The sequence below is a fragment of the Paenibacillus sp. VMFN-D1 genome (assembly GCF_003386155.1).
In the GTDB taxonomy this organism is placed as follows: Bacteria; Bacillota; Bacilli; order Paenibacillales; family Paenibacillaceae; genus Paenibacillus_AQ; species Paenibacillus_AQ favisporus.
Genome location: NZ_QRDU01000010.1, coordinates 12,219 through 33,493 on the forward strand (window position 1 = coordinate 12,219; position 21,275 = coordinate 33,493).

The following is a 21,275-nucleotide window of genomic DNA, read 5'->3' on the forward strand; positions in this document are numbered from 1 at the left end:
CTTTTTCGGTCAGTTGTTGAGGAGGCTTTGCATCGACTTGGGCACAGAGAATCAGGTGGGCGTCATTGTGGTATCCGCGGGCCGCGGCTCCCGGATGGGGACACAGGAAAGCAAGCAGTACCTTATGCTTGAAGACAAGCCCATCATTATGCATACGCTTGACATTTTTGAACAAATGCCGCTGGTGAAAGAAGTGGTCCTGGTCACCGGTGCGGACGATATTCCGCGCTGCGAGCAGTGGATCCAGGATTACGGACTTGGTAAAGTGACCAAGGTCATCGCCGGCGGAAGCGAAAGACAACAATCCGTATACAACGGCTTGATGGAAATTGGCACAGAATGGGTAATGGTTCATGACGGGGTTCGCCCGTTCGTGGAACCTGAACACATTGAGGCATGCTACCGGAAGGCGCTCCAGGAAGGAGCGGCCGTGCTGGCGGTGCCGGTGAAGGATACCATCAAGCAGGTGAACGATTCGGGGACGATTCTGGCGACCCCTGATCGCCGGAGTCTGTGGGCCATTCACACCCCACAGGCTTTTCGTCTTTCCGATTTGAAAAGGGCTCATGAACGCGCCGCAGCGGACGGCTTCGCCGGCACCGACGACTCCATGCTCGTGGAGCGGCTGGGCATTCCCGTGGCGGTTGTGGAAGGCAGCTATACGAATATCAAAATTACGACGCCGGAAGATTTGGAGTACGCCGCATTTATGCAGAAACGCAAGGGAGAGAAAAAGGGATGATACGTGTAGGACAAGGGTTTGACGTTCACCAGCTGGTGGAGGGCAGGCCGTGCATCATTGGCGGAGTCACGATTCCGTACGAGAAGGGGCTGCTGGGACATTCCGACGCGGACGTGCTGCTGCATGCCGTTGCGGATGCGATTTTGGGTGCGCTTGCGCTGGGGGACATCGGCAAGCATTTTCCCGATACGGATCCGGAATTCAAGGACGCGGACAGTTTGAAGCTGCTGCTGCATGTGTGGGGCCTCGCCAAGGAGCGGGGGTATCGCCTGGGCAACATCGATTCGACCATTATCGCCCAGCGTCCGAAAATGGCTCCTTATATTCCGCAGATGGCTGAAGTCATCGCCAAGGCGCTGGATGCCGACGTGACGCAGGTCAATGTGAAGGCAACTACGACGGAGCAGCTCGGATTCACCGGTCGGGGAGAAGGCATTGCAGCCCAATCGGTTGTATGCTTGATCCAAGATGTGCTATCATCTTGAAGGATTTAAGCTGGAATAGGGTAAAGTATTTCTGAACGGACTTTATTGATCAATGATATGACGGAGGGGATCAGGATGAGCAAAGTGCGCGTACGTTATGCACCGAGTCCAACCGGACATTTACATATTGGCAATGCCAGAACGGCGCTGTTTAACTATTTGTATGCCCGTAACCAGGGCGGAGAGTTTATTATCCGAATCGAAGATACGGACGTGAAGCGGAATATCGAAGGCGGCGAAGAAAGCCAGCTGAAGTATTTGAAATGGCTTGGCATGGACTGGGACGAAAGCGTTGATGTGGGCGGGGCGTATGGCCCTTACCGCCAGACCGAACGTCTGGACATTTACAAGAAATACTGGCAGGACCTGCTGGACCGCGGCTTGGCTTACCGCTGCTATTGCACCGAGGAAGAGCTGGAGAAGGAACGGGAAGAGCAGATCGCCCGCGGCGAGACACCGCGCTATTCCGGCAAGCACCGTGACTTGACACCTGAGCAGTGCCAGGCATTCGAAGCGGAAGGCCGGGTGGCCAGCATTCGCTTCCGGGTACCGGACAATAAGACGTACACGTTCAACGATATGGTCAAAGGAACGATTTCTTTCAATACGCAGGACACCGGTGACTTTGTCATTGTGAAAAAGGACGGCATTCCGACTTACAACTTTGCGGTGGTGCTCGACGACCATCTGATGGAGATTTCCCACGTCCTGCGCGGGGAAGACCATATTTCCAACACGCCGCGCCAGCTGATGATCTACGAGGCGTTCGGCTGGGAGCCGCCACAGTTCGGTCATATGACGCTGATCGTGAATGAGAATCACAAGAAGCTCAGCAAGCGGGATGAATCGATCATCCAGTTTATCGAGCAGTACGACCAGTTGGGTTACCTGCCGGAAGCGATGGTGAATTTTATCGCCCTGCTGGGCTGGTCTCCGGAAGGCGAAGAAGAGATTTACAGCAGAGAAGAACTGATCAAGATCTTCAATCCGGACCGCCTGTCGAAGAGCCCGGCCGTGTTCGATCAGAACAAGCTGGCTCACCTGAACAATATGTACATTAAGAATGCCGATACCGACCGGATTACGGAGCTGGCGATACCGCACTTGCAGCGGGCGAGCCGCCTGCCGGCCGAACTGGATGAGGAGCAGAAGGCATGGACGCGCAAGCTCGTCGCCCTCTATCAGGAGCAGATGACAGCCGCATCGGATATTGTCGATCTGTCGGAGGTGTTCTTCCGCACCCATCTGGAAATCGATCAGGAGGCCCTGCCAGTACTGGCTGAGGAGCAGGTACCTACTGTATTGTCGGCGCTGCTGGCGAAGATCGAAGCTTCGGAGGAGTATACCGCTTCGCATATTGCCGCGCTTATCAAAGAGGTTCAGAAGGAGACCGGCGTGAAAGGTAAGCAGCTCTTTATGCCGATCCGCGTCGCGCTGACCGGCCAGATGCATGGCCGCGATCTGAACGAGACGATCTTCCTGCTGGGCCGCGGACGCGTGATCGAGCGGCTGAAATCGCAAATTAAGGGAGCATAAGTGGATTCTTTCTTGTAATCACGGCATATTCTAACCCATAAGCTCCCTGAAACACTTCTTGTCAGTAAGACGACTTATCGGCTATAATTACAAGCAAAATCAATTCGGCCCCGCTGTTACTGGGAGTGCCGAATGATCCAATGTGCGATCAGCGAAGATCAGGAGAAGTACATTGATCACGCCATTGACAGAGAGGGTGACCGCAAGGGAGGCGCAAGTCTTCCTTTAGGCTGGAAGTTACCTATTGGCCGGCAGTGGAAATGCACCTGTGAGCTGCATGGATGAGCGGAGGAGGATCTCCCCGTTAGACTGTGCCGGACGTCCGCCGTTATGAGGACAGAAAGTGGGGCTTTTCGTTTGCGATGCAGTCTGCCGGAATTACCGGCGGGCACGTCAGCAGCAAGGCCCAAGCAGAGTGGGACCGCGCGTATAACGTCTCTGCAGCATGATGCTGCAGAGGCGTTTTTTGTTGAAAGAATCTTCGCTGGGCGTGTTGGGCTTCGTGAACAAGCGTCGATGAAGAAACGTCGATGAACGCTTTTGTCAGGACGAGAAGGGTGTTGTGCCTCCACGTAACGATGGAGAACAGAAGAAGCAAAGAGGGGAACGGATATGTTCAAGCACATGAAATCGGATATCCAAACCGTATTCGAGAATGATCCGGCGGCCAGAAGTCTGTTCGAGGTCATTTTCACCTATTCCGGACTGCATGCCATCTGGGCTCATCGGGTTGCGCATGCACTGTACAAACGCCGGTGGTTTACGCTGGCGCGCGTGATCTCCCAGGTCAGCCGCTTTATGACGGGGATCGAGATCCATCCCGGTGCGAAGATCGGCAAGCGCCTGTTCATCGACCATGGCATGGGCGTGGTCATCGGGGAGACCTGTGAGATCGGGGACGACGTCGTCATTTACCAGGGCGTTACCCTCGGGGGCACCGGGAAGGAAAAAGGCAAACGGCATCCGACCATCGGCAACAATGTCGTCATTGCGTCCGGCGCGAAAGTGCTGGGATCGTTTACGGTCGGAGACCAGTGCAACATCGGAGCCAACTCGGTCGTTCTGAAGGAAGTCCCCTCGAACAGTACGGTGGTGGGCATTCCGGGAAGAATCGTGAAGCAGGACGGGCGCCGGGTGGACCGTCTCAGCCACCAGCTGCCTGACCCGATCGTCGACTCGCTGCGCAGCATGCAGCAGGAGATCGAACAGCTTCGCGGTGAATTGGAAAGACTACAAACGGAAAACAACCGGCTGCAGCAGGAGGAAACCCCGGCTGGAGCACGTTCGAAATAAAGAAGCAGCGAATTTCATGGATGAAAGGAAATGTGGATATGTCCCTTCAAATTTATAATACGATGATCCGGGCGAAAGAAGAGTTTGTGGCGAAGCAGCCGGGAAAGGTGAACATGTACGTGTGCGGTCCGACCGTATACGACTATATTCATATCGGGAATGCGCGTCCGATGATCTTTTTCGACGTCGTTCGCTCGTATCTGGAGCAGATCGGCAACGAAGTCAATTACGTGGTGAACTTCACGGACGTGGACGACAAGCTGATCCGCAAGGCCGAGCAGATGAACAGCACTGTGCCGGTGGTGGCGGATACGTTTATTAAAGCGTACTACGAGGACCTCGACGGGCTGGGCATTCATAAGGCGACAATCAACCCGCGGGTGACGGAGAACATGGATAACATCATCGCCTTTATCAAGGAGCTGGAAGACGAAGGCTTCGCTTATGAAAAAGGGGGCGACGTCTTCTACCGGACCGGCAAATTTGCGGGTTACGGCAAGCTATCGCATCAGAAGCTGGAGGAGCTGCAGTTCGGCATCCGGATCGGCGTCGACGAGCGGAAGGAAAGCCCGGAAGACTTTGTGCTTTGGAAGGCGGCGAAGCCGGGAGAGATTTACTGGGCAAGCCCTTGGGGCGACGGCCGCCCCGGCTGGCATATCGAATGCTCGGCCATGGCCCGCCGCTACCTTGGCGACACCCTGGATATCCACGGAGGCGGACAGGACCTGCAGTTTCCGCATCACGAGTGCGAAATTGCGCAGTCGGAAGCTTTGACCGGCAAGCCGCTGGCCAACTACTGGATGCATAACGGGTACATCAAGATCAATAACGAGAAAATGTCGAAATCGCTCGGAAACGGTATTTTGGTCAAGGATCTGCGCGCCCAATATAAAAAAGAAGCGATCCGCTACTTCATGCTGTCCACGCATTACCGCAACCCGCTCAACTTCAACAGCGAGACGATGGATCAGGCGATGAAGAGCGTGGAGCGGATCGCCAACGCCGTCACGAATATGAAGCACCGCCTGGATACGGTGGCTCCGGACGGAAACGGTCCGGTCCGTGAATCCGTGCAGCAGAAGCTGGATGCGATTCTGGCTTCCTACTATGAAAAAATGAACGATGATTTCAATACGCCGGATGCGATTACCTCCGTATTCGAATGGGTCAGTGAAGCCAACCTGCTGCTTCAGGAGCCTGTGGCGAACCCTGCGGAACTGCAGGCGATGCTGGCGGCTTTTGACGAATTGAACGCGGTGCTGCGGCTCTATTTCGAGGAAAAGGCCGAGCTTCTGGACGAGGAAGTGGAGCAGCTGATCGCCGAGCGTGCCGAAGCCCGCAAGAACAAAAACTGGGGCCGCGCGGACGAAATCCGCGACGAGCTGGCGGCCAAGGGAATTCTGCTGGAGGATACGGCGCAGGGCATGCGCTGGCGCCGCAAATGAGCGGGGCGGACGGCAACGAACTGCTGCCGGAAAGTGCGGGAGGCTGGATGTTCAGCTACCCGCCATCCAAGCCGGCCCGGCTGATTCCGCCGATCGTCTTGGCTTATATTGGCGATGCTATCTATGAGGTGGCCATCCGCCAATATTTGATTTCCAAGACGAACCTGCGGCCAAATCAGCTGCACCGTTCGGCGACCGGACTTGTCTCGGCCAAGGCCCAGAGCCGAATTGTCGGTGCGCTGGAGGAGATGCTGACCGAAGAGGAACGCGACGTGGTCCGCCAGGGCCGCAACGCCAAGTCGGGCACCATTCCGAAAAATGCCGACGTGCTGGAATACCGGCATGCCACCGCGTTCGAGTCCCTGATCGGATACTTGTACTATACCGGGCAGTTCGAGCGCATGCAGGGGTTAATCGACACGGGGATCAAGTTCATAGAGCAGCAGCCCAAGAAGAAATAAGACGGCAGGCCATCACAGGTAATAAGAATCAGGAGGAAAATCGATGGAGGAAGAAATCATTGCCGGGAAGCATTCGGTCACCGAAGCGCTTCGATCCGGGCGGACAATCAATAAAATATGGATTGCGGAAAATGCCCAAAAGCATCTGACGCAGCCGATCATTTTCGAGGCCAAAAAGCTTGGCGTCGTCATTCAGCAGGTGGACAAACGCAAGCTGGACCAGATGGCGCCGGGTATGCAGCATCAAGGGGTAGTCGCACAGGCGGCGCCTTATGCCTATGCCGAAGTGGAGGACATCCTGCAGGTAGCGGAAGCCAAGGGGGAGGCACCATTCATCTTGCTTTTGGATGAGATCGAAGATCCGCACAATCTCGGCTCCATTCTCCGGACCGCAGACTGCACCGGCGTTCATGGGGTAATCGTGCCGAAACGCCGGTCGGCGCAGGTTACCGCGACCGTGTCCAAGACGTCCGCCGGCGCCGCCGAATACGTCCCGGTCGCACGCGTAACGAACCTGGGGCAGACCATTGAGGAGCTGAAAGAGAAAGGGATTTGGGTCGTCGGTACCGACGTGTCGGCTTCCTCCGAGATGTACGACACGAATGTGTTTGACGGCCCCGTCGCCGTGGTCATCGGTAACGAAGGGAAAGGCATGGGCAGACTGATCCGCGAAAAATGCGATGTTTTGGTGAAACTCCCCATGAAAGGTCAAATCAACTCGCTTAACGCTTCCGTGGCCGCGGGAGTCGTGATGTACGAAGTTCTGCGCCGGCGCCGCACCCAAGGTTAGCCGGAATGGCGGCTTTGCGCGATGTGCTTCTGGTCGATGGCTATAATATGATCGGCGGATGGCCGTCCCTTGCAGAGCTGTCGCAGATCAGCATGCAGGAGGCCAGGGACGAGCTGCTGGCCAGGCTGGCCGATTATCAGGCCTTTTCCGGAAGAAAAGTGATCGCGGTATTTGACGCCTACCGGGTGCCGGGGCTGGGCAAATCCTTTTCGCAGAGCAAGGTCCAGGTGTACTTTACGAAGGAGAAGGAGACGGCGGACGAATGCATTGAGCGTCTTGTTGGAGAGCTGACCCGGCGGAGCAGGCAGATCTATGTGGCGACCAGCGATTTGATCGAACAGCATGTCATCTTCGCGCGGGGAGCGCTTCGCTTGTCCGCCCGGGAGCTGCTGATCGAAGTGGAGAACAGCGAGCAGATGATTCAGAAGCGGATCAAGGAAGATCAGGCCAGATCGACGCGCAATACGCTGGACAGCAAGCTGTCGCCGGACATCCGCGAAATCTTCGAACGATGGCGGCGGGAATAGCCAACTTTTGTATGAAATGACAAATTTGCAGCTCTTGACAATTTTGCTATCGCTGTTCTTTTTTGGATAATCCGTGGTTGACGGCTTGGAGAGCATCATTTATACTGTTCGTATATTTCACGAGTAACGGGTACCTTGCGTTGCAGCCGGGGGGTTTCTTGGTGAGCGTCGACCTTAAAGAGTTAATGTTATCTGATTATGATTACAAGACGGATGAGGACGTAGTCGAATATTTCCGTGAGGGTGACAGTGAAGCGCTGGAGTACTTGATCAACAAGTACCGGAATTTCGTGCGGGCCAAAGCCAGATCTTATTTTCTGATCGGCGCCGACCGCGAGGATATCATCCAGGAAGGCATGATCGGTTTATACAAATCGATCCGTGATTTCAGAGGGGACAAGCAGTCCTCGTTTAAGGCTTTTGCTGAGCTGTGCATTACGAGGCAGATCATTACGGCGATCAAGACCGCGACGAGACAGAAGCATATCCCGCTGAATTCTTACGTGTCGTTGGACAAGCCTATCTATGATGAGGATTCCGACCGTACGCTGCTTGACGTGATTTGCGGCTCGCAGGTATGCGATCCGGAAGAGCTGATTATTAACCAGGAAGAGTTCGTCGGACTCGAGGACAAGATGTCCGAGATTCTGAGCGACTTGGAGCGCAAAGTGCTAATGCTGTATTTGGATGGCCGCTCCTATCAGGAAATTGCGGTGGATTTGAAACGGCATGTGAAATCGATCGATAATGCTCTGCAGCGGGTCAAGCGCAAGCTGGAGAGATATTTGGAAGTTCGCGACAATTGAACAGACGCTAAGGTGAAGAAAGGCTCGTAAGGAGTCTTTTTTTATTCACACCGGAAGTGCCGAGGTTTAACCTCTGGACGAATGAATCATACTGGTAAATGAATGCAGGCGGCTTATGATGAGAAAAAAGGCTTGAAACGACAGGGAATCGTGGTTTTTAAACGCGTATTGACAAGGCCATTCTTTCGTTGACATGGTTTGACCCTTGTGATAAAGTGTTTTAGGTAGGCCTAAATTCGCGTGTTTTAATGAATGAGAGAGCAAAGGCTTCGGCACGAGCTTAATCGTTCATTTCGCAGGAACGGTTTTTTTTCTTTTCAGTGATGAAAAGTTTAGGCTGTTTCCTACTAGGGATCAATATTGACTCTTCTGAAATAGAAGGACGTCTTCGGGAGGTGCACAGCATGCGGGTAATTATCACTTTGGCTTGTACGAATTGCAAACAAAGAAACTATACGACTACCAAAAACAAGCGAAATCACCCCGACCGCATGGAGATGAAGAAATTTTGCAAGTTTTGTAACGAGCAAACTCCTCATCGCGAAACCAGATAGTTTTTTGGAGGTGTAGTCGGCGTGAAAGGTTTCAAGTCTCTGTTTTCCTTTTTCTCTGAAAGCTGGGCGGAACTTAAAAAAGTTCGCTGGCCTAATCGTAAAGAGTTGACGAATTACACGCTTATCGTACTTGGCACCATTGCGATCGTCACGATTTATTTTTGGGTTCTAGATATCGGCATTTCCGCTGTGATCGAAGCGATTATTTAAGAAGGGTCCCGGGTGGCTTGATATGGAAAAAAGATGGTACGTAGTTCATACCTACTCTGGGTATGAGAATAAGGTCAAAGCCAATTTGGAAAAACGCGTTGAGTCCATGGGCATGGAAGACAAGATTTTCCGCGTTCTTGTTCCGATGGAAGAAGAAGTGGTAAACAAGGACGGCAAGAAAAAGGTCGTCATGAGAAAGGTTTACCCCGGATATGTCTTGGTGGAAATGATCCAGACTGACGATTCCTGGTACGTTGTACGCAATACGCCAGGGGTTACGGGATTTGTCGGTTCGACGGGTTCGGGTTCCAAGCCGACGCCTTTGCTTCCGGAAGAAGTGGAACAGATTCTGAAGCATATGGGTATGGAAGAGCCGAAGCCGAAGATCGAATTCGATATTAAAGAATCCGTACGTATCAAAGTTGGTCCTTTTGCGAATTTTGTTGGCTCGGTAGAAGAAATTCTCGTCGACAAGAGCAAGCTGAAGGTACACGTCAACATGTTTGGACGGGAAACCCCGCTTGAGCTGGATTATACTCAGGTGGAGAAGATATAAAGTTCTTCAGGTTTCTTGTGGGAGGGCTTCGATGCCCGCTAACCACTTTTGAAGGAGGTGTCTTACATGGCAAAGAAGGTAATCAAGGTTGTTAAACTGCAAATCCCTGCAGGTAAAGCGAATCCGGCGCCGCCAGTAGGTCCAGCATTGGGTCAAGCAGGTGTCAACATCATGGCATTCTGTAAAGAATTCAACGCTCGTACCGCTGATCAAGCTGGTCTGATCATTCCGGTTGAAATTTCGGTATTTGAGGATCGTTCCTTTACGTTCATTACCAAAACTCCACCGGCTGCAGTTCTGCTTCGCGTAGCTGCCAAAATCGAGAAGGGTTCCGGCGAACCTAACAAGAAGAAAGTCGCTACCGTTAAACGCAGCACTGTCCGTGAAATCGCTGAGCAAAAAATGCCTGACCTGAACGCAGCTTCCGTTGAAGCAGCTATGCGTATGGTTGAAGGTACTGCACGCAGCATGGGTATCACAATCGAAGACTAATCCGGTTTTTCTTGCGACACCCGGCCTATGAGGCCGGCACATGTGGGAGGAATATCCGCTAAAACCACAAAGGAGGAACAAACATGGCTAAACATGGTAAGAAGTATGTTGAAGCTGCCAAGCTGATCGACAGCGAAGCAGTATACGAGCCAGCAGAAGCTGTAGAGCTTGTGAAAAAGGCTGCGACTGCCAAGTTCGACGAAACCGTTGAAGTTGCAGTTCGTTTGGGCGTTGACCCACGTAAACAAGACCAAGCCGTTCGTGGTGTTGTTGTCCTGCCTCATGGCACGGGTAAAACACAACGCGTATTGGTATTTGCGAAAGGTGACAAAGCGAAGGAAGCGGAAGCGGCTGGCGCAGATTTTGTTGGCGATCAAGACATGATCAACAAGATCCAACAAGGCTGGTTCGAATTCGACGTCTGCGTCGCTACACCTGATATGATGAGCGAAGTCGGTAAACTGGGTCGTTTGCTCGGTGGTAAAGGCCTTATGCCTAACCCTAAAGCGGGAACAGTTACGTTCGATGTTGCCAAGGCTGTTCAAGAAATCAAAGCCGGTAAAATCGAATACCGTCTGGACAAAGCAGGTCAAATTCACGCACCGATCGGTAAAGTATCCTTTGATGCGGCCAAACTGAATGAGAACCTCAAATCTCTCATCGACGCACTCAACCGTGCTAAACCAGCTGCTGCAAAAGGTGTTTATCTGAAGGGGATCGCCGTATCCTCGACGATGGGACCAAGCGCACGCGTGAATACAGCAACCTTTAAATAAGTTATCGTTGACTCGTTCCGAGTTATCTGTTACTATATAAAAGTTGTTGTTTAGGTCCTTGTGACCGACCACTAAAGTTGAATATGCTTACCGTAGACAGTAGGTGCCTAACGGCTTAATTTCCTACCGAGGTGTTGTGATAGAATATATATGATTTTCCTGCGCTTTGCCCGGACAATCATCATTCATCAGGCCTTCGTAAATCTACGGAGGCTTTTTACTTGCCTATGAAATCGGAGAAGCCAAGAGTATTCAGACTCGAAGCGGACTCCGACGTAGATCGAACTGGCGGCCGGCAAGTCCGGCTGGACAGTCATTGAAACTTTCAGGAGGTGTAGACATTGGCAAACGCAAAAGTGATTCAAGCGAAACAAGAAGCTGTAGATGCGGTAACTGCGAAATTGCGCGAAAGTGCAACGACAGTAGTGGCCGACTACCGCGGATTGAACGTTGCCCAAGCTACCGAACTGCGTAAGCAGCTTCGCGAAGCGGGTGTTGAATTCCAAGTGTTGAAGAACACTTTGCTGCGCCGTGCGACTGCCGCTGCTGAGCTGACTGAACTGGACGAAGTATTGACCGGTCCAACAGCTATCGCATTCAGTGCAGAAGACGCCGTAGCACCAGCTAAAATCCTTAACGATTTTGCTAAGAAGAACGAAGCTTTGAAACTGAAAGGTGCTGTGGTTGAAGGCCGTGTAGTCGGCGTTGACCAAATCAAGGCGTTGGCAGAACTGCCATCCCGCGAAGGTCTCCTTTCCATGCTCCTCAGCGTGCTTCAAGCTCCAGTTCGCAACTTCGCGCTTGCAGTTAAGGCTGTGGCTGAGAAAGAAGAACAAGGAGCGTAAGCTTCCCGTTCTGACAGCTTAAAAGCAAACAAAAAATAATTTTATTATAAAATGGAGGTTCAACCATGAGTAAAGAGCAAATCTTGGAATCAATCAAAGGTATGACTGTTTTGGAACTGAACGACCTGGTTAAAGCAATCGAAGAAGAATTCGGCGTAACTGCTGCAGCTCCAGTAGCTGTAGTTGGTGGCGGCGCTGGCGCAGCTGAAGCTGCTGAGCAAACTGAATTCGACGTAATCCTGGCTAACGCTGGTGCTTCCAAAATCAACGTTATCAAAGCCGTTCGCGAAATCACAGGTCTTGGCTTGAAAGAAGCTAAAGAACTCGTTGACAACGCTCCAAAACCACTGAAAGAAAAAGTGGGTAAAGAAGAAGCTGAATCCGTTAAAGCTAAATTGGAAGAAGCAGGCGCTACTGTAGAAGTGAAGTAATTCCTTCTCAGTTGAAGCACATAGCAAACCCCTTGATCATTCAAGGGGTTTGTTTTTGTAAAACCGTATCCCTTGTGACTAAACGACTGGAACCAGGGGATCCTGTGTAATGAAACCAAGGATTCGGAGGGAAAGCATGTCACAGCATTACTATTCCAACCAGCCCGAAGCCGGACATGACCGGCGGAGTCTGGAAGAGCGACTGCGGGGTGCAGTCTACAAGTTCACGAGCGATGCCGGGGTGTTTTCCAAGAAGGGAATTGATTTTGGCAGCAAGGTGCTGATCGAAGCGATGGATATTCCGCAGGGGGCCGAGGTTCTGGATGTGGGCTGCGGGTACGGTCCTATCGGACTGGTGGCGGCAAGACTGGCCGGGGATGGGCATGTGACGATGCTGGATGTGAACAGCCGTGCAGTGGAGCTCGCCAAGGAAAATGCCAGGCTGAACGGAATTGCGAACGTGACGATTCTGGAGAGCGATCTGCTGCAGCAGGTGGAAGGGAAAGCCTTCGATGTCATCCTGACCAATCCGCCGATTCGTGCCGGCAAGGAAACGGTGCATCGGATTTTCGAGCAGGCGTATGAGCATCTTCGTGAAGGTGGATCTTTGTGGATCGTGATTCAGAAGAAGCAGGGGGCACCATCGGCAAAGGCGAAGCTGGAGAGCTTGTTCGCACAGGTGGAGGAAGTCACCAAGGATAAAGGGTACCGGATTTTTAAGGCTACAAAATCTTTTCAATAATATGCAATAGGACTATTGACTTGAAAAATCATGTGTGATATTATTATAAAATGTCAGTATTAGGATAGGCTTCTTGTCTTTAGTTGGCTGAAATGTCAATAGTTTTTATGCGGAGATATGCATAAAATAGGGCATGTCCACGTATAATATGTACATTTTGGGCAAATCTACTGGATATGAAGTCACTTCTATGTTTAGAAGGCAAGACCATGGATAAGTTGCTCTTTGTTCGAAAGCATTCGGGTAAGGGCTTTTCTTTATTTGTGGATGAATCCTCTGCATGAATCCATTATAAGGTTCCAAACAGAGGTTCGCAATCAATTTTTAAAGTGAGTAGACATGAGGGGTGAGTTAAAGTTGGCAGGACATCTTGTTCAGTATGGTCGACGCACTCGGCGAAGTTATGCACGAATTAATGAAGTACTTGAGATTCCGAACCTGATCGAAATCCAACAGAAATCATACGAATGGTTTTTGGAGGAAGGATTGCGCGAAATGTTCCAGGATATCTCGCCAATTCAGGATTTTACGGGCAATTTGGTGCTGGAGTTCATCGACTACAGCCTGGGCGAACCCAAATACACCGTCGATGACGCGAAAGAGCGTGACGTGACGTATGCGGCACCGCTTCGGGTGAAAGTACGGCTCATCAACAAAGAAACCGGAGAAGTCAAAGAACAGGAAGTATTCATGGGAGATTTCCCGCTGATGACGGAGACCGGTACATTTATTATCAACGGTGCAGAACGGGTCATTGTCAGCCAGTTGGTACGCTCTCCTAGCGTCTATTTCAGCACGAAAGTCGATAAAAACGGTAAGAAAACCTACACGGCAACGGTGATTCCAAACCGTGGTGCCTGGCTCGAACTGGAGACGGATGCGAAAGACATTATGTATGTCCGGATCGACCGTACCCGTAAAATCCCGGTTACCGTTTTGCTGCGGGCGCTTGGTTTCGGCAGCGACGCCGAAATTTTGGACCTGCTCGGCAACGACGAATACATCCGCAACACGCTGGACAAAGACAATACCGATTCCACGGAAAAAGCGCTCATCGAAATTTACGAACGCCTCCGTCCGGGCGAGCCGCCTACCCTCGACAATGCGAAGAGCTTGCTGGTAGCGCGCTTCTTTGATCCAAAGCGTTATGATCTGGCCAATGTCGGCCGCTATAAAATCAATAAAAAGCTGCATATCAAGAACCGTCTGTTCAACCAGCGTCTTGCCGAATCGCTGATCGACACCGATACCGGTGAGATCATTGCCGAAGCCGGACAAATGGTGGACCGCCGTCTCCTTGACGAAATCCTGCCGCACCTGGAGAAGAATGTCGGACACAAGACGTACCATGTTGCCAATGGTGTGCTTGATGCCGATGACATTCCGATGCAGAGCATCGACGTATTCTCCCCGATCGAAGACGGCAAGGTCGTCAAAGTGATTGCGAACGGGAATATTGATAAATCGGTTAAACATATTACGCCTGCTGATATTATTTCCTCGATCAGCTACTTTATTAACCTGCTGCATGGCATCGGCGACACGGACGATATTGACCACCTTGGTAACCGTCGTCTGCGTTCGGTCGGTGAACTGCTGCAGAACCAGTTCCGTATTGGTCTGTCCCGTATGGAACGTGTCGTACGCGAAAGAATGTCCATCCAGGATGCGAATGTCATCACGCCGCAAGCCCTGATCAACATTCGTCCGGTTATCGCGTCGATCAAAGAGTTCTTCGGAAGCTCCCAGCTGTCCCAGTTTATGGACCAGACCAACCCGCTTGCTGAACTGACGCACAAACGCCGTCTGTCTGCACTTGGACCTGGCGGTTTGACGCGTGAGCGCGCGGGCTTCGAAGTTCGTGACGTCCATCACAGTCACTACGGCCGGATGTGTCCAATCGAGACACCGGAAGGTCCGAACATCGGCTTGATCAACTCCTTGTCTACGTTCGCACGGATCAACGAATACGGCTTTATCGAAGCTCCGTACCGTTGGGTCGATCCGAAGACGGGTGTTGTAACAGATCAGATCGACTACCTGACAGCTGACGAGGAAGACAACTATGTGGTCGCACAGGCAAACGCGAAGCTGAATGAAGACGGCACGTTTGCGGAGGATATGGTTATCGTCCGTTACAACAAGCAGTCCGACAACATCTTGCCGATGCCGAGCGATCGCGTGGATTACATGGACGTTTCGCCGAAACAGGTCGTGTCGGTCGCAACGGCGCTCATTCCGTTCCTCGAGAACGATGACTCCAACCGCGCCCTGATGGGATCGAACATGCAGCGTCAGGCTGTGCCGCTTCTCGTGCCTAAAGCTCCGCTGGTTGGTACAGGAATGGAACACAAGTCTGCAAAGGATTCCGGGGTATGTATCGTTTCCAAATATGATGGTATAGTTGAACGTTCTTCCGCCAACGAAATCTGGGTGCGCCGCATCGAGACCGTGGACGGCAAAGAAGTCAAAGGTGACATCGTTAAACATAAATTACACAAATTTATGCGTTCGAACCAAGGCACATGCATCAACCAGCGTCCGATCGTGAAGAGAGGCGACGTCATCAAGAAGGGCGACATCCTCGCTGACGGACCTTCGACGGAAATGGGCGAGTTGGCTCTTGGACGTAACGTTGTCGTAGCGTTCATGACCTGGGAAGGTTATAACTACGAGGATGCCATCCTCCTCAGCGAGAAGCTGGTGAAGGAAGATGTGTACACTTCGATTCATATCGAGGAATACGAATCCGAAGCGCGCGACACCAAGCTCGGACCGGAAGAAATTACCCGCGATATTCCGAACGTCGGCGAGGAAGCTCTGAAGAACCTCGACGAGCGCGGCATTATTCGGATCGGTGCCGAAATCAGCGCCGGCGACATTCTCGTTGGTAAAGTTACACCGAAAGGCGTAACAGAGCTGACGGCGGAAGAGCGCCTGCTGCACGCCATCTTCGGTGAGAAGGCGCGTGAAGTGCGCGACACCTCCCTGCGCGTACCGCATGGTAGTGACGGGATTATCGTGGACGTCAAAGTGTTTACCCGTGAGAACGGCGACGAGCTGCCTCCTGGTGTAAACCAACTGGTTCGGGTGTACATCGCTCAGAAGCGTAAAATTTCTGAAGGTGACAAAATGGCCGGACGTCACGGTAACAAAGGGGTCGTGGCCCGCATCCTGCCGGAAGAAGATATGCCGTTCCTGCCGGACGGTACGCCGGTACAGGTCGTACTGAACCCGCTGGGGGTACCTTCCCGGATGAACATCGGGCAGGTTCTGGAAGTCCACTTGGGCTTTGCGGCCATGCGTCTTGGTATTCACGTGGCCACACCGGTATTCGACGGTGCCAATGAATATGACGTATTTGACACCATGGAAGAAGCCGGCATGCAGCGCAACGGTAAGACGCGTCTGTACGACGGCCGCACGGGCGAGATGTTCGAACGTGAAGTTACTGTCGGCGTCATGCACATGATCAAGCTGGCCCACATGGTTGACGATAAAATCCATGCCCGTTCAACTGGACCATACTCGCTCGTTACGCAGCAGCCTCTGGGTGGTAAAGCCCAGTTCGGCGGACAGCGCTTCGGTGAGATGGAAGTTTGGGCGCTGGAAGCATACGGCGCCGCATATACACTGCAAGAGATCCTGACCGTCAAATCCGACGATGTGGTCGGCCGGGTGAAAACCTACGAGTCCATCGTTAAAGGCGAGAACGTTCCGGAACCGGGTGTTCCTGAATCGTTCAAGGTTCTGATCAAAGAGCTTCAATCCCTCGGTATGGATGTTAAGATCCTGAGCGGTGACGAGCAGGAGATCGAGATGAAAGAGCTCGATGATGAAGACGAGGCAGCCGGCGATAAGCTGAGCCTCAACCTGGAAGGCGAAGAAGTCGGAGTGGAATAAAGACCGTGTGAAGGCGGGCGGGCATACCGTCCGTCCTCATTCACGGTTTAAATCATTAGGACTAGGTTAAGGAGGGTTGCTCCTTGTTGGACGTTAACAATTTCGAATTCATGAAGATCGGGCTTGCATCCCCGGAAAAAATTCGTTCATGGTCCCGCGGAGAAGTGAAAAAGCCGGAAACCATCAATTACCGTACGCTCAAACCGGAGAAAGAAGGCCTGTTCTGCGAACGGATTTTTGGACCGCAAAAAGACTGGGAATGCCATTGCGGCAAATATAAGCGTGTCCGGTACAAAGGCGTAGTCTGCGATCGCTGCGGCGTAGAAGTTACCCGCGCGAAGGTGCGCCGCGAACGGATGGGCCATATTGAGCTGGCAGCTCCTGTATCCCATATCTGGTACTTTAAAGGCATTCCGAGCCGTATGGGTCTCGCTTTGGATATGTCGCCAAGATCTCTGGAAGAGATCATTTACTTTGCATCTTATGTAGTAACCGACCCTGGAGATACGCCTCTGGAGAAGAAACAGCTTCTGTCCGAGAAAGAATACCGCAGCTACCGTGAAAAATACGGCTATGGTTTCCAAGCGGGCATGGGTGCTGAAGCGATCAAGAAGCTGCTGCAGGATCTCGATATCGAAAAGGAACTCGAGTTTCTGAAGGAAGAGCTGCGCACGGCTCAAGGCCAACGCCGTAACCGTGCGATCAAGCGTCTGGAAGTCATCGAGGCTTTCCGCAACTCCGGCAACAAGCCAGAGTGGATGATCATGGACGTATTGCCGGTTATCCCTCCGGAACTGCGCCCGATGGTACAGCTGGACGGCGGACGTTTTGCAACGTCTGACCTGAACGACCTGTACCGCCGCGTGATCAACCGGAACAACCGCTTGAAGCGTCTGCTTGACCTGGGAGCTCCGGACATCATCGTTCAGAACGAAAAACGGATGCTGCAGGAAGCGGTTGACGCTCTGATCGACAATGGCCGCCGCGGCCGTCCTGTAACGGGACCAGGCAACCGTCCGCTGAAATCCCTCAGCCACATGCTGAAAGGTAAGCAAGGACGTTTCCGGCAAAACCTGCTCGGTAAACGCGTTGACTATTCCGGCCGTTCCGTTATCGTCGTTGGTCCGTACCTGAAAATGTATCAGTGCGGTCTGCCGAAGAAAATGGCGCTGGAATTGTTCAAGCCGTTTGTCATGAAAGAACTTGTAAACAAGGGCCTCGCTCATAACATTAAGAGCGCCAAACGTAAGGTTGAGCGCGTAAGTCCGGAAGTCTGGGACGTTCTCGAAGAAGTCATTAAAGAGCATCCGGTTCTGTTGAACCGTGCCCCTACGCTTCACCGTCTCGGTATCCAGGCGTTTGAACCGATCCTGGTGGAAGGTCACGCGATCCGTCTGCATCCGCTCGTATGTACGGCTTACAACGCCGACTTCGACGGTGACCAGATGGCGGTTCACGTTCCGCTGTCCGCAGAGGCACAGGCTGAAGCCCGTATCCTCATGCTGGCATCCGGCAACATTTTGAACCCTAAAGACGGTAAACCTGTCGTAACTCCTTCGCAGGATATGGTTCTCGGATCTTTCTATCTGACCATGGACAACAAGGAAGAGAAAGGTTCCGGCATGATTCTGAGCTCCGTGAACGAAGCTGTATCGGCTTACCAACGCGGAACCGCAGGTCTGCATGCACGGGTGGCCATTCCGGTAAAAGCGCTCGGCAAAACGAGCTTTACCGACAAGCAGCAGGACGCAATGCTCTTAACGACCGTCGGACGCATCATTTTCAACGAAATTTTCCCGAGCAGCTTCCCGTACATTAACGAAGCAACCCGCGACAATCTGTTCAACGGAACGCCGGAAAAATATTTCGTCTATGAAAAAGGCGCGGACATCCGCGAGCGCATGAACGACCTGCCTATAAGCAGCGCTGTTGGTAAAGAGTATCTGGGCCAAATCATCGCCCGCTGCTTCGAGATTTACCACACGACGGAAACTTCCGTTATTCTGGACAAAATCAAGCAGCTCGGCTTCACGTATTCGACGCGTGCCGGCGTAACCGTTGCGGTATCCGACGTTATCGTTCCTGATGAGAAACAGGCGATCCTGAAGGAATCCGACGAGAAGGTTGCTGTCGTTACGAACCAATACCGCCGCGGCTTGATTACGAACGAAGAACGGTACGACCGCGTTATCGATATTTGGTCCAAGGCGAAGGATGACATTACGGACATCCTGATGAAATCCATGGACCGCTTTAACTCCATCATGCTCATGGTTGATTCCAAAGCACGGGGTAACAAATCGCAGATTACTCAGCTCGGCGGCATGCGGGGTCTGATGGCGAACCCATCCGGCCGGATCATCGAACTCCCGATCAAATCCAACTTCCGTGAAGGCCTGACCGTCCTCGAGTACTTCCTGTCGACGCACGGTGCCCGTAAAGGTCTGGCGGATACCGCGCTGCGTACAGCCGACTCCGGTTACCTGACACGCCGTCTGGTAGACGTTGCCCAGGACGTTATCGTCCGCGAAGAAGACTGCGGTACCGATAAAGGCTTTACCGTCAGCCGGATTCAGGATGGTAAAGAGGTTATCGAGGATCTGTATGACCGTATTGAAGGACGCTACTGCTTCGAGACGGTTCGTCATCCGGAAACCAACGAAATTCTGGTTAACCGCAACGAGCTGATCGATTCGGATAAAGCGAACTTGATCGTCAACTCCGGCGTAACAAAACTGCAAATCCGTTCGGTACTCAGCTGCCGTGCCCGTCACGGTGTATGTAAGAAGTGCTACGGACGCAACTTGGCCACAGGCAAATTCGTGGAAATCGGGGAAGCTGTCGGCATCATCGCGGCGCAATCCATCGGTGAACCAGGAACCCAGCTTACCATGCGTACGTTCCATACCGGTGGTGTCGCAGGGGACGATATTACCCAAGGTCTTCCGCGTATTCAGGAGCTTTTCGAAGCCCGGAATCCGAAAGGTCAAGCAACTATCAGTGAAATCGACGGCGTCGTGAAGGAAATTCGCGAAGCGAAAGACCGTCGTGAAATCGAAGTCCAAGGTGAAGCGGAAACGAAAGTGTACTCCGTTACCTACGGTTCCCGTCTGCGCGTAAGCGAAGGTCAGGAAATCGAAGCCGGCGACGAGCTGACTGACGGTTCCATTGACCCGAAAGAAATGCTGCGCATTAAAGGCATCCGTGGCGTGCAGAACTACATTCTGCAGGAAGTACAGCGCGTATACCGTAACCAGGGCGTAGAAATCAACGATAAGCACGTCGAAGTCATGATCAAGCAGATGCTGCGTAAAATCCGTATCGTCGATGCGGGAGATACACCGCTTCTTCCTGGATCATTCACCGACATTCATGAATACGAAGCAGCGAACAAAGAAGCAATCCTGTCCGGAAAAGAGCCTGCGGTGGCCAAACCGGTTCTGCTCGGTATCACCAAGGCTTCCCTGGAGACCGATTCCTTCTTGTCCGCGGCATCCTTCCAGGAGACGACCCGCGTTCTTACTGATGCGGCGATCAAAGGCAAGGTTGACCAGCTGCTCGGCCTGAAAGAAAATGTCATCATCGGTAAATTGATCCCTGCAGGTACCGGTATGAACCGTTACCGCAGCGTCAAATTCGATGATCCGAACGCCGAAGATCAGGACTCCAAAGAGCTTGAAACGGCAACAGTAGAGTAATAGACTGCTATACAGGCGGTTTTGCGCGGAGGCGGCATGAAAAAGGGCTGCTTCCGCGAAAACTTTCCTGAAACATTCTTGACATCGCCTAATGCAAGTGCTAATATAGCAAAGGTGCGTGAGTAGTTAAGTACCCCTGTGCTTTTGGAGGATATCAAAATGTCTAATGATAAAGGATTACAGGATGCTCATGTCAAGATCGGTGCCAAACAAACGATGAAACTCGTAGAATTGGGCCAAGCCGCCGAAGTGTTTGTGGCGGAAGATGCGGAACACCGGCTCGTTTCAAAGGTTGAAGCTCTTTGCACTAAGCATGGAGTGAAGATCACCTATGTGGATACTATGCATCAATTGGGTAAAGCATGTGGAATTGAAGTGGGCGCAGCGATGGCCGCTATCGTTAAATCATAGTTGTAAGGAACGTTTTTGTTGGGGAAATCAACAGAGTTCTTCCGGCAAAGACTTTTCATTTGTTCTTTTATGAACCGCCTGGGTCTGTGGACTTAAAAAGAGGTTTGTAATGAGGATAAGTATTATGGGAAGGGGGTGGCTAACATGCCAACAATTAACCAGCTAGTTCGCAAAGGACGTCAAGCTAAGATCTACAAGTCGAAGTCCCCTGCATTGCAGAAAGGATACAACGCTCTGAAGCGTGAAGAGACAGGACTTAGCGCTCCTCAAAAACGTGGTGTCTGCACCCGTGTAGGTACAATGACTCCGAAGAAACCGAACTCCGCGCTTCGTAAATATGCCCGTGTTCGCTTGACGAACCGCATCGAGGTGACTGCTTACATTCCGGGGATCGGACACAACCTGCAAGAGCACAGCGTGGTATTGGTTCGCGGTGGACGGGTAAAAGACCTTCCAGGTGTACGTTACCATATCGTTCGCGGTGCGCTTGATACTGCAGGTGTGAACAACCGGATGCAAGCTCGTTCCAAATACGGCGCGAAACGTCCGAAAGCTAAAAAATCGTAATTGAT

The 21,275-nt window shown here is 52.2% G+C and carries 21 protein-coding genes and 1 other annotated feature; all 21 genes read left to right on the forward strand.

Annotated features, from left to right (window positions below):
- Positions 1-31 precede the first annotated feature (31 nt).
- Positions 32-742: a 2-C-methyl-D-erythritol 4-phosphate cytidylyltransferase gene (ispD, locus tag C7820_RS32220; RefSeq protein WP_374954596.1), complete on the forward strand. Its 711-nt coding sequence runs from the start codon at positions 32-34 to the stop codon at positions 740-742.
- Complete coding sequence (gene ispF, locus C7820_RS32225) at positions 739-1,227, forward strand: 2-C-methyl-D-erythritol 2,4-cyclodiphosphate synthase (protein WP_105441910.1); 489 nt, start codon at positions 739-741, stop codon at positions 1,225-1,227. The genes ispD and ispF overlap by 4 nt, the downstream gene beginning before the upstream one ends.
- A gap of 75 nt (positions 1,228-1,302) precedes the next feature.
- Positions 1,303-2,763, forward strand: a complete 1,461-nt coding sequence (gltX, locus tag C7820_RS32230; protein WP_116234484.1) for a glutamate--tRNA ligase — start codon at positions 1,303-1,305, stop codon at positions 2,761-2,763.
- Between the two features lie 612 nt (positions 2,764-3,375).
- Positions 3,376-4,056: a serine O-acetyltransferase gene (cysE, locus tag C7820_RS32235; RefSeq protein WP_116234485.1), complete on the forward strand. Its 681-nt coding sequence runs from the start codon at positions 3,376-3,378 to the stop codon at positions 4,054-4,056.
- 38 nt (positions 4,057-4,094) lie between these two features.
- A complete protein-coding gene (gene cysS, locus C7820_RS32240) occupies positions 4,095-5,501 on the forward strand; it encodes a cysteine--tRNA ligase (RefSeq protein WP_116234486.1) in 1,407 nt (468 codons plus the stop codon).
- Entirely contained in the window at positions 5,498-5,962 is a 465-nt protein-coding gene (locus tag C7820_RS32245; RefSeq protein WP_116234487.1) for a Mini-ribonuclease 3, read from the forward strand. The genes cysS and C7820_RS32245 overlap by 4 nt, the downstream gene beginning before the upstream one ends.
- 43 nt (positions 5,963-6,005) lie before the next feature.
- Complete coding sequence (gene rlmB, locus C7820_RS32250) at positions 6,006-6,752, forward strand: 23S rRNA (guanosine(2251)-2'-O)-methyltransferase RlmB (protein ID WP_116234488.1); 747 nt, start codon at positions 6,006-6,008, stop codon at positions 6,750-6,752.
- A gap of 5 nt (positions 6,753-6,757) precedes the next feature.
- Positions 6,758-7,279: an NYN domain-containing protein gene (locus C7820_RS32255; RefSeq protein WP_076176718.1), complete on the forward strand. Its 522-nt coding sequence runs from the start codon at positions 6,758-6,760 to the stop codon at positions 7,277-7,279.
- Between the two features lie 161 nt (positions 7,280-7,440).
- Complete coding sequence (gene sigH, locus C7820_RS32260; RefSeq protein ID WP_076176719.1) at positions 7,441-8,085, forward strand: RNA polymerase sporulation sigma factor SigH; 645 nt, start codon at positions 7,441-7,443, stop codon at positions 8,083-8,085.
- A 404-nt stretch (positions 8,086-8,489) separates the two neighbouring features.
- Positions 8,490-8,639, forward strand: a complete 150-nt coding sequence (gene rpmG / locus C7820_RS32265; RefSeq protein ID WP_076176720.1) for a 50S ribosomal protein L33 — start codon at positions 8,490-8,492, stop codon at positions 8,637-8,639.
- A 21-nt stretch (positions 8,640-8,660) separates the two neighbouring features.
- Positions 8,661-8,849 carry a preprotein translocase subunit SecE gene (secE, locus tag C7820_RS32270; protein WP_076176721.1) on the forward strand — a complete coding sequence of 63 codons (189 nt, stop codon included), beginning with the start codon at positions 8,661-8,663 and terminating at the stop codon, positions 8,847-8,849.
- Between the two features lie 22 nt (positions 8,850-8,871).
- Positions 8,872-9,405, forward strand: coding sequence for a transcription termination/antitermination protein NusG (gene nusG, locus C7820_RS32275; RefSeq protein WP_076176722.1), 534 nt, complete (start codon positions 8,872-8,874; stop codon positions 9,403-9,405).
- Between the two features lie 66 nt (positions 9,406-9,471).
- Entirely contained in the window at positions 9,472-9,897 is a 426-nt protein-coding gene (gene rplK / locus C7820_RS32280) for a 50S ribosomal protein L11 (RefSeq protein WP_076176723.1), read from the forward strand.
- An 83-nt stretch (positions 9,898-9,980) separates the two neighbouring features.
- On the forward strand, positions 9,981-10,673 hold the full coding sequence (gene rplA / locus C7820_RS32285; RefSeq protein WP_076176724.1) for a 50S ribosomal protein L1: 693 nt from the start codon (positions 9,981-9,983) through the stop codon (positions 10,671-10,673).
- A gap of 72 nt (positions 10,674-10,745) precedes the next feature.
- Positions 10,746-10,902 (forward strand) — a sequence feature (ribosomal protein L10 leader region).
- Positions 10,903-11,014: 112 nt separating this feature from the next.
- Complete coding sequence (rplJ, locus tag C7820_RS32290) at positions 11,015-11,518, forward strand: 50S ribosomal protein L10 (protein ID WP_076176725.1); 504 nt, start codon at positions 11,015-11,017, stop codon at positions 11,516-11,518.
- A gap of 65 nt (positions 11,519-11,583) precedes the next feature.
- On the forward strand, positions 11,584-11,949 hold the full coding sequence (rplL, locus tag C7820_RS32295) for a 50S ribosomal protein L7/L12 (RefSeq protein WP_076176726.1): 366 nt from the start codon (positions 11,584-11,586) through the stop codon (positions 11,947-11,949).
- Between the two features lie 136 nt (positions 11,950-12,085).
- Positions 12,086-12,691, forward strand: a complete 606-nt coding sequence (locus C7820_RS32300; protein WP_116234489.1) for a class I SAM-dependent methyltransferase — start codon at positions 12,086-12,088, stop codon at positions 12,689-12,691.
- 357 nt (positions 12,692-13,048) lie between these two features.
- Positions 13,049-16,594: a DNA-directed RNA polymerase subunit beta gene (gene rpoB / locus C7820_RS32305; protein ID WP_116234490.1), complete on the forward strand. Its 3,546-nt coding sequence runs from the start codon at positions 13,049-13,051 to the stop codon at positions 16,592-16,594.
- 83 nt (positions 16,595-16,677) lie between these two features.
- Complete coding sequence (gene rpoC / locus C7820_RS32310) at positions 16,678-20,292, forward strand: DNA-directed RNA polymerase subunit beta' (RefSeq protein WP_116234491.1); 3,615 nt, start codon at positions 16,678-16,680, stop codon at positions 20,290-20,292.
- A gap of 159 nt (positions 20,293-20,451) precedes the next feature.
- On the forward strand, positions 20,452-20,703 hold the full coding sequence (locus C7820_RS32315) for a ribosomal L7Ae/L30e/S12e/Gadd45 family protein (protein WP_105441902.1): 252 nt from the start codon (positions 20,452-20,454) through the stop codon (positions 20,701-20,703).
- A 144-nt stretch (positions 20,704-20,847) separates the two neighbouring features.
- Complete coding sequence (gene rpsL, locus C7820_RS32320; RefSeq protein ID WP_076176731.1) at positions 20,848-21,270, forward strand: 30S ribosomal protein S12; 423 nt, start codon at positions 20,848-20,850, stop codon at positions 21,268-21,270.
- Positions 21,271-21,275: the final 5 nt, after the last annotated feature.

Coding starts and splice junctions, on each gene's coding strand:
- cysS (WP_116234486.1), top strand. CDS start 4,095: ATGTCCCTTCAAATTTATAATACGATGATCCGGGCGAAAGAAGAGTTT.
- C7820_RS32300 (WP_116234489.1), top strand. CDS start 12,086: ATGTCACAGCATTACTATTCCAACCAGCCCGAAGCCGGACATGACCGG.
- rpmG (WP_076176720.1), top strand. CDS start 8,490: ATGCGGGTAATTATCACTTTGGCTTGTACGAATTGCAAACAAAGAAAC.
- cysE (WP_116234485.1), top strand. CDS start 3,376: ATGTTCAAGCACATGAAATCGGATATCCAAACCGTATTCGAGAATGAT.
- rlmB (WP_116234488.1), top strand. CDS start 6,006: ATGGAGGAAGAAATCATTGCCGGGAAGCATTCGGTCACCGAAGCGCTT.
- rplA (WP_076176724.1), top strand. CDS start 9,981: ATGGCTAAACATGGTAAGAAGTATGTTGAAGCTGCCAAGCTGATCGAC.
- nusG (WP_076176722.1), top strand. CDS start 8,872: ATGGAAAAAAGATGGTACGTAGTTCATACCTACTCTGGGTATGAGAAT.
- ispF (WP_105441910.1), top strand. CDS start 739: ATGATACGTGTAGGACAAGGGTTTGACGTTCACCAGCTGGTGGAGGGC.
- C7820_RS32255 (WP_076176718.1), top strand. CDS start 6,758: ATGGCGGCTTTGCGCGATGTGCTTCTGGTCGATGGCTATAATATGATC.
- C7820_RS32315 (WP_105441902.1), top strand. CDS start 20,452: ATGTCTAATGATAAAGGATTACAGGATGCTCATGTCAAGATCGGTGCC.
- rplL (WP_076176726.1), top strand. CDS start 11,584: ATGAGTAAAGAGCAAATCTTGGAATCAATCAAAGGTATGACTGTTTTG.
- C7820_RS32245 (WP_116234487.1), top strand. CDS start 5,498: ATGAGCGGGGCGGACGGCAACGAACTGCTGCCGGAAAGTGCGGGAGGC.
- rplK (WP_076176723.1), top strand. CDS start 9,472: ATGGCAAAGAAGGTAATCAAGGTTGTTAAACTGCAAATCCCTGCAGGT.
- gltX (WP_116234484.1), top strand. CDS start 1,303: ATGAGCAAAGTGCGCGTACGTTATGCACCGAGTCCAACCGGACATTTA.
- rpsL (WP_076176731.1), top strand. CDS start 20,848: ATGCCAACAATTAACCAGCTAGTTCGCAAAGGACGTCAAGCTAAGATC.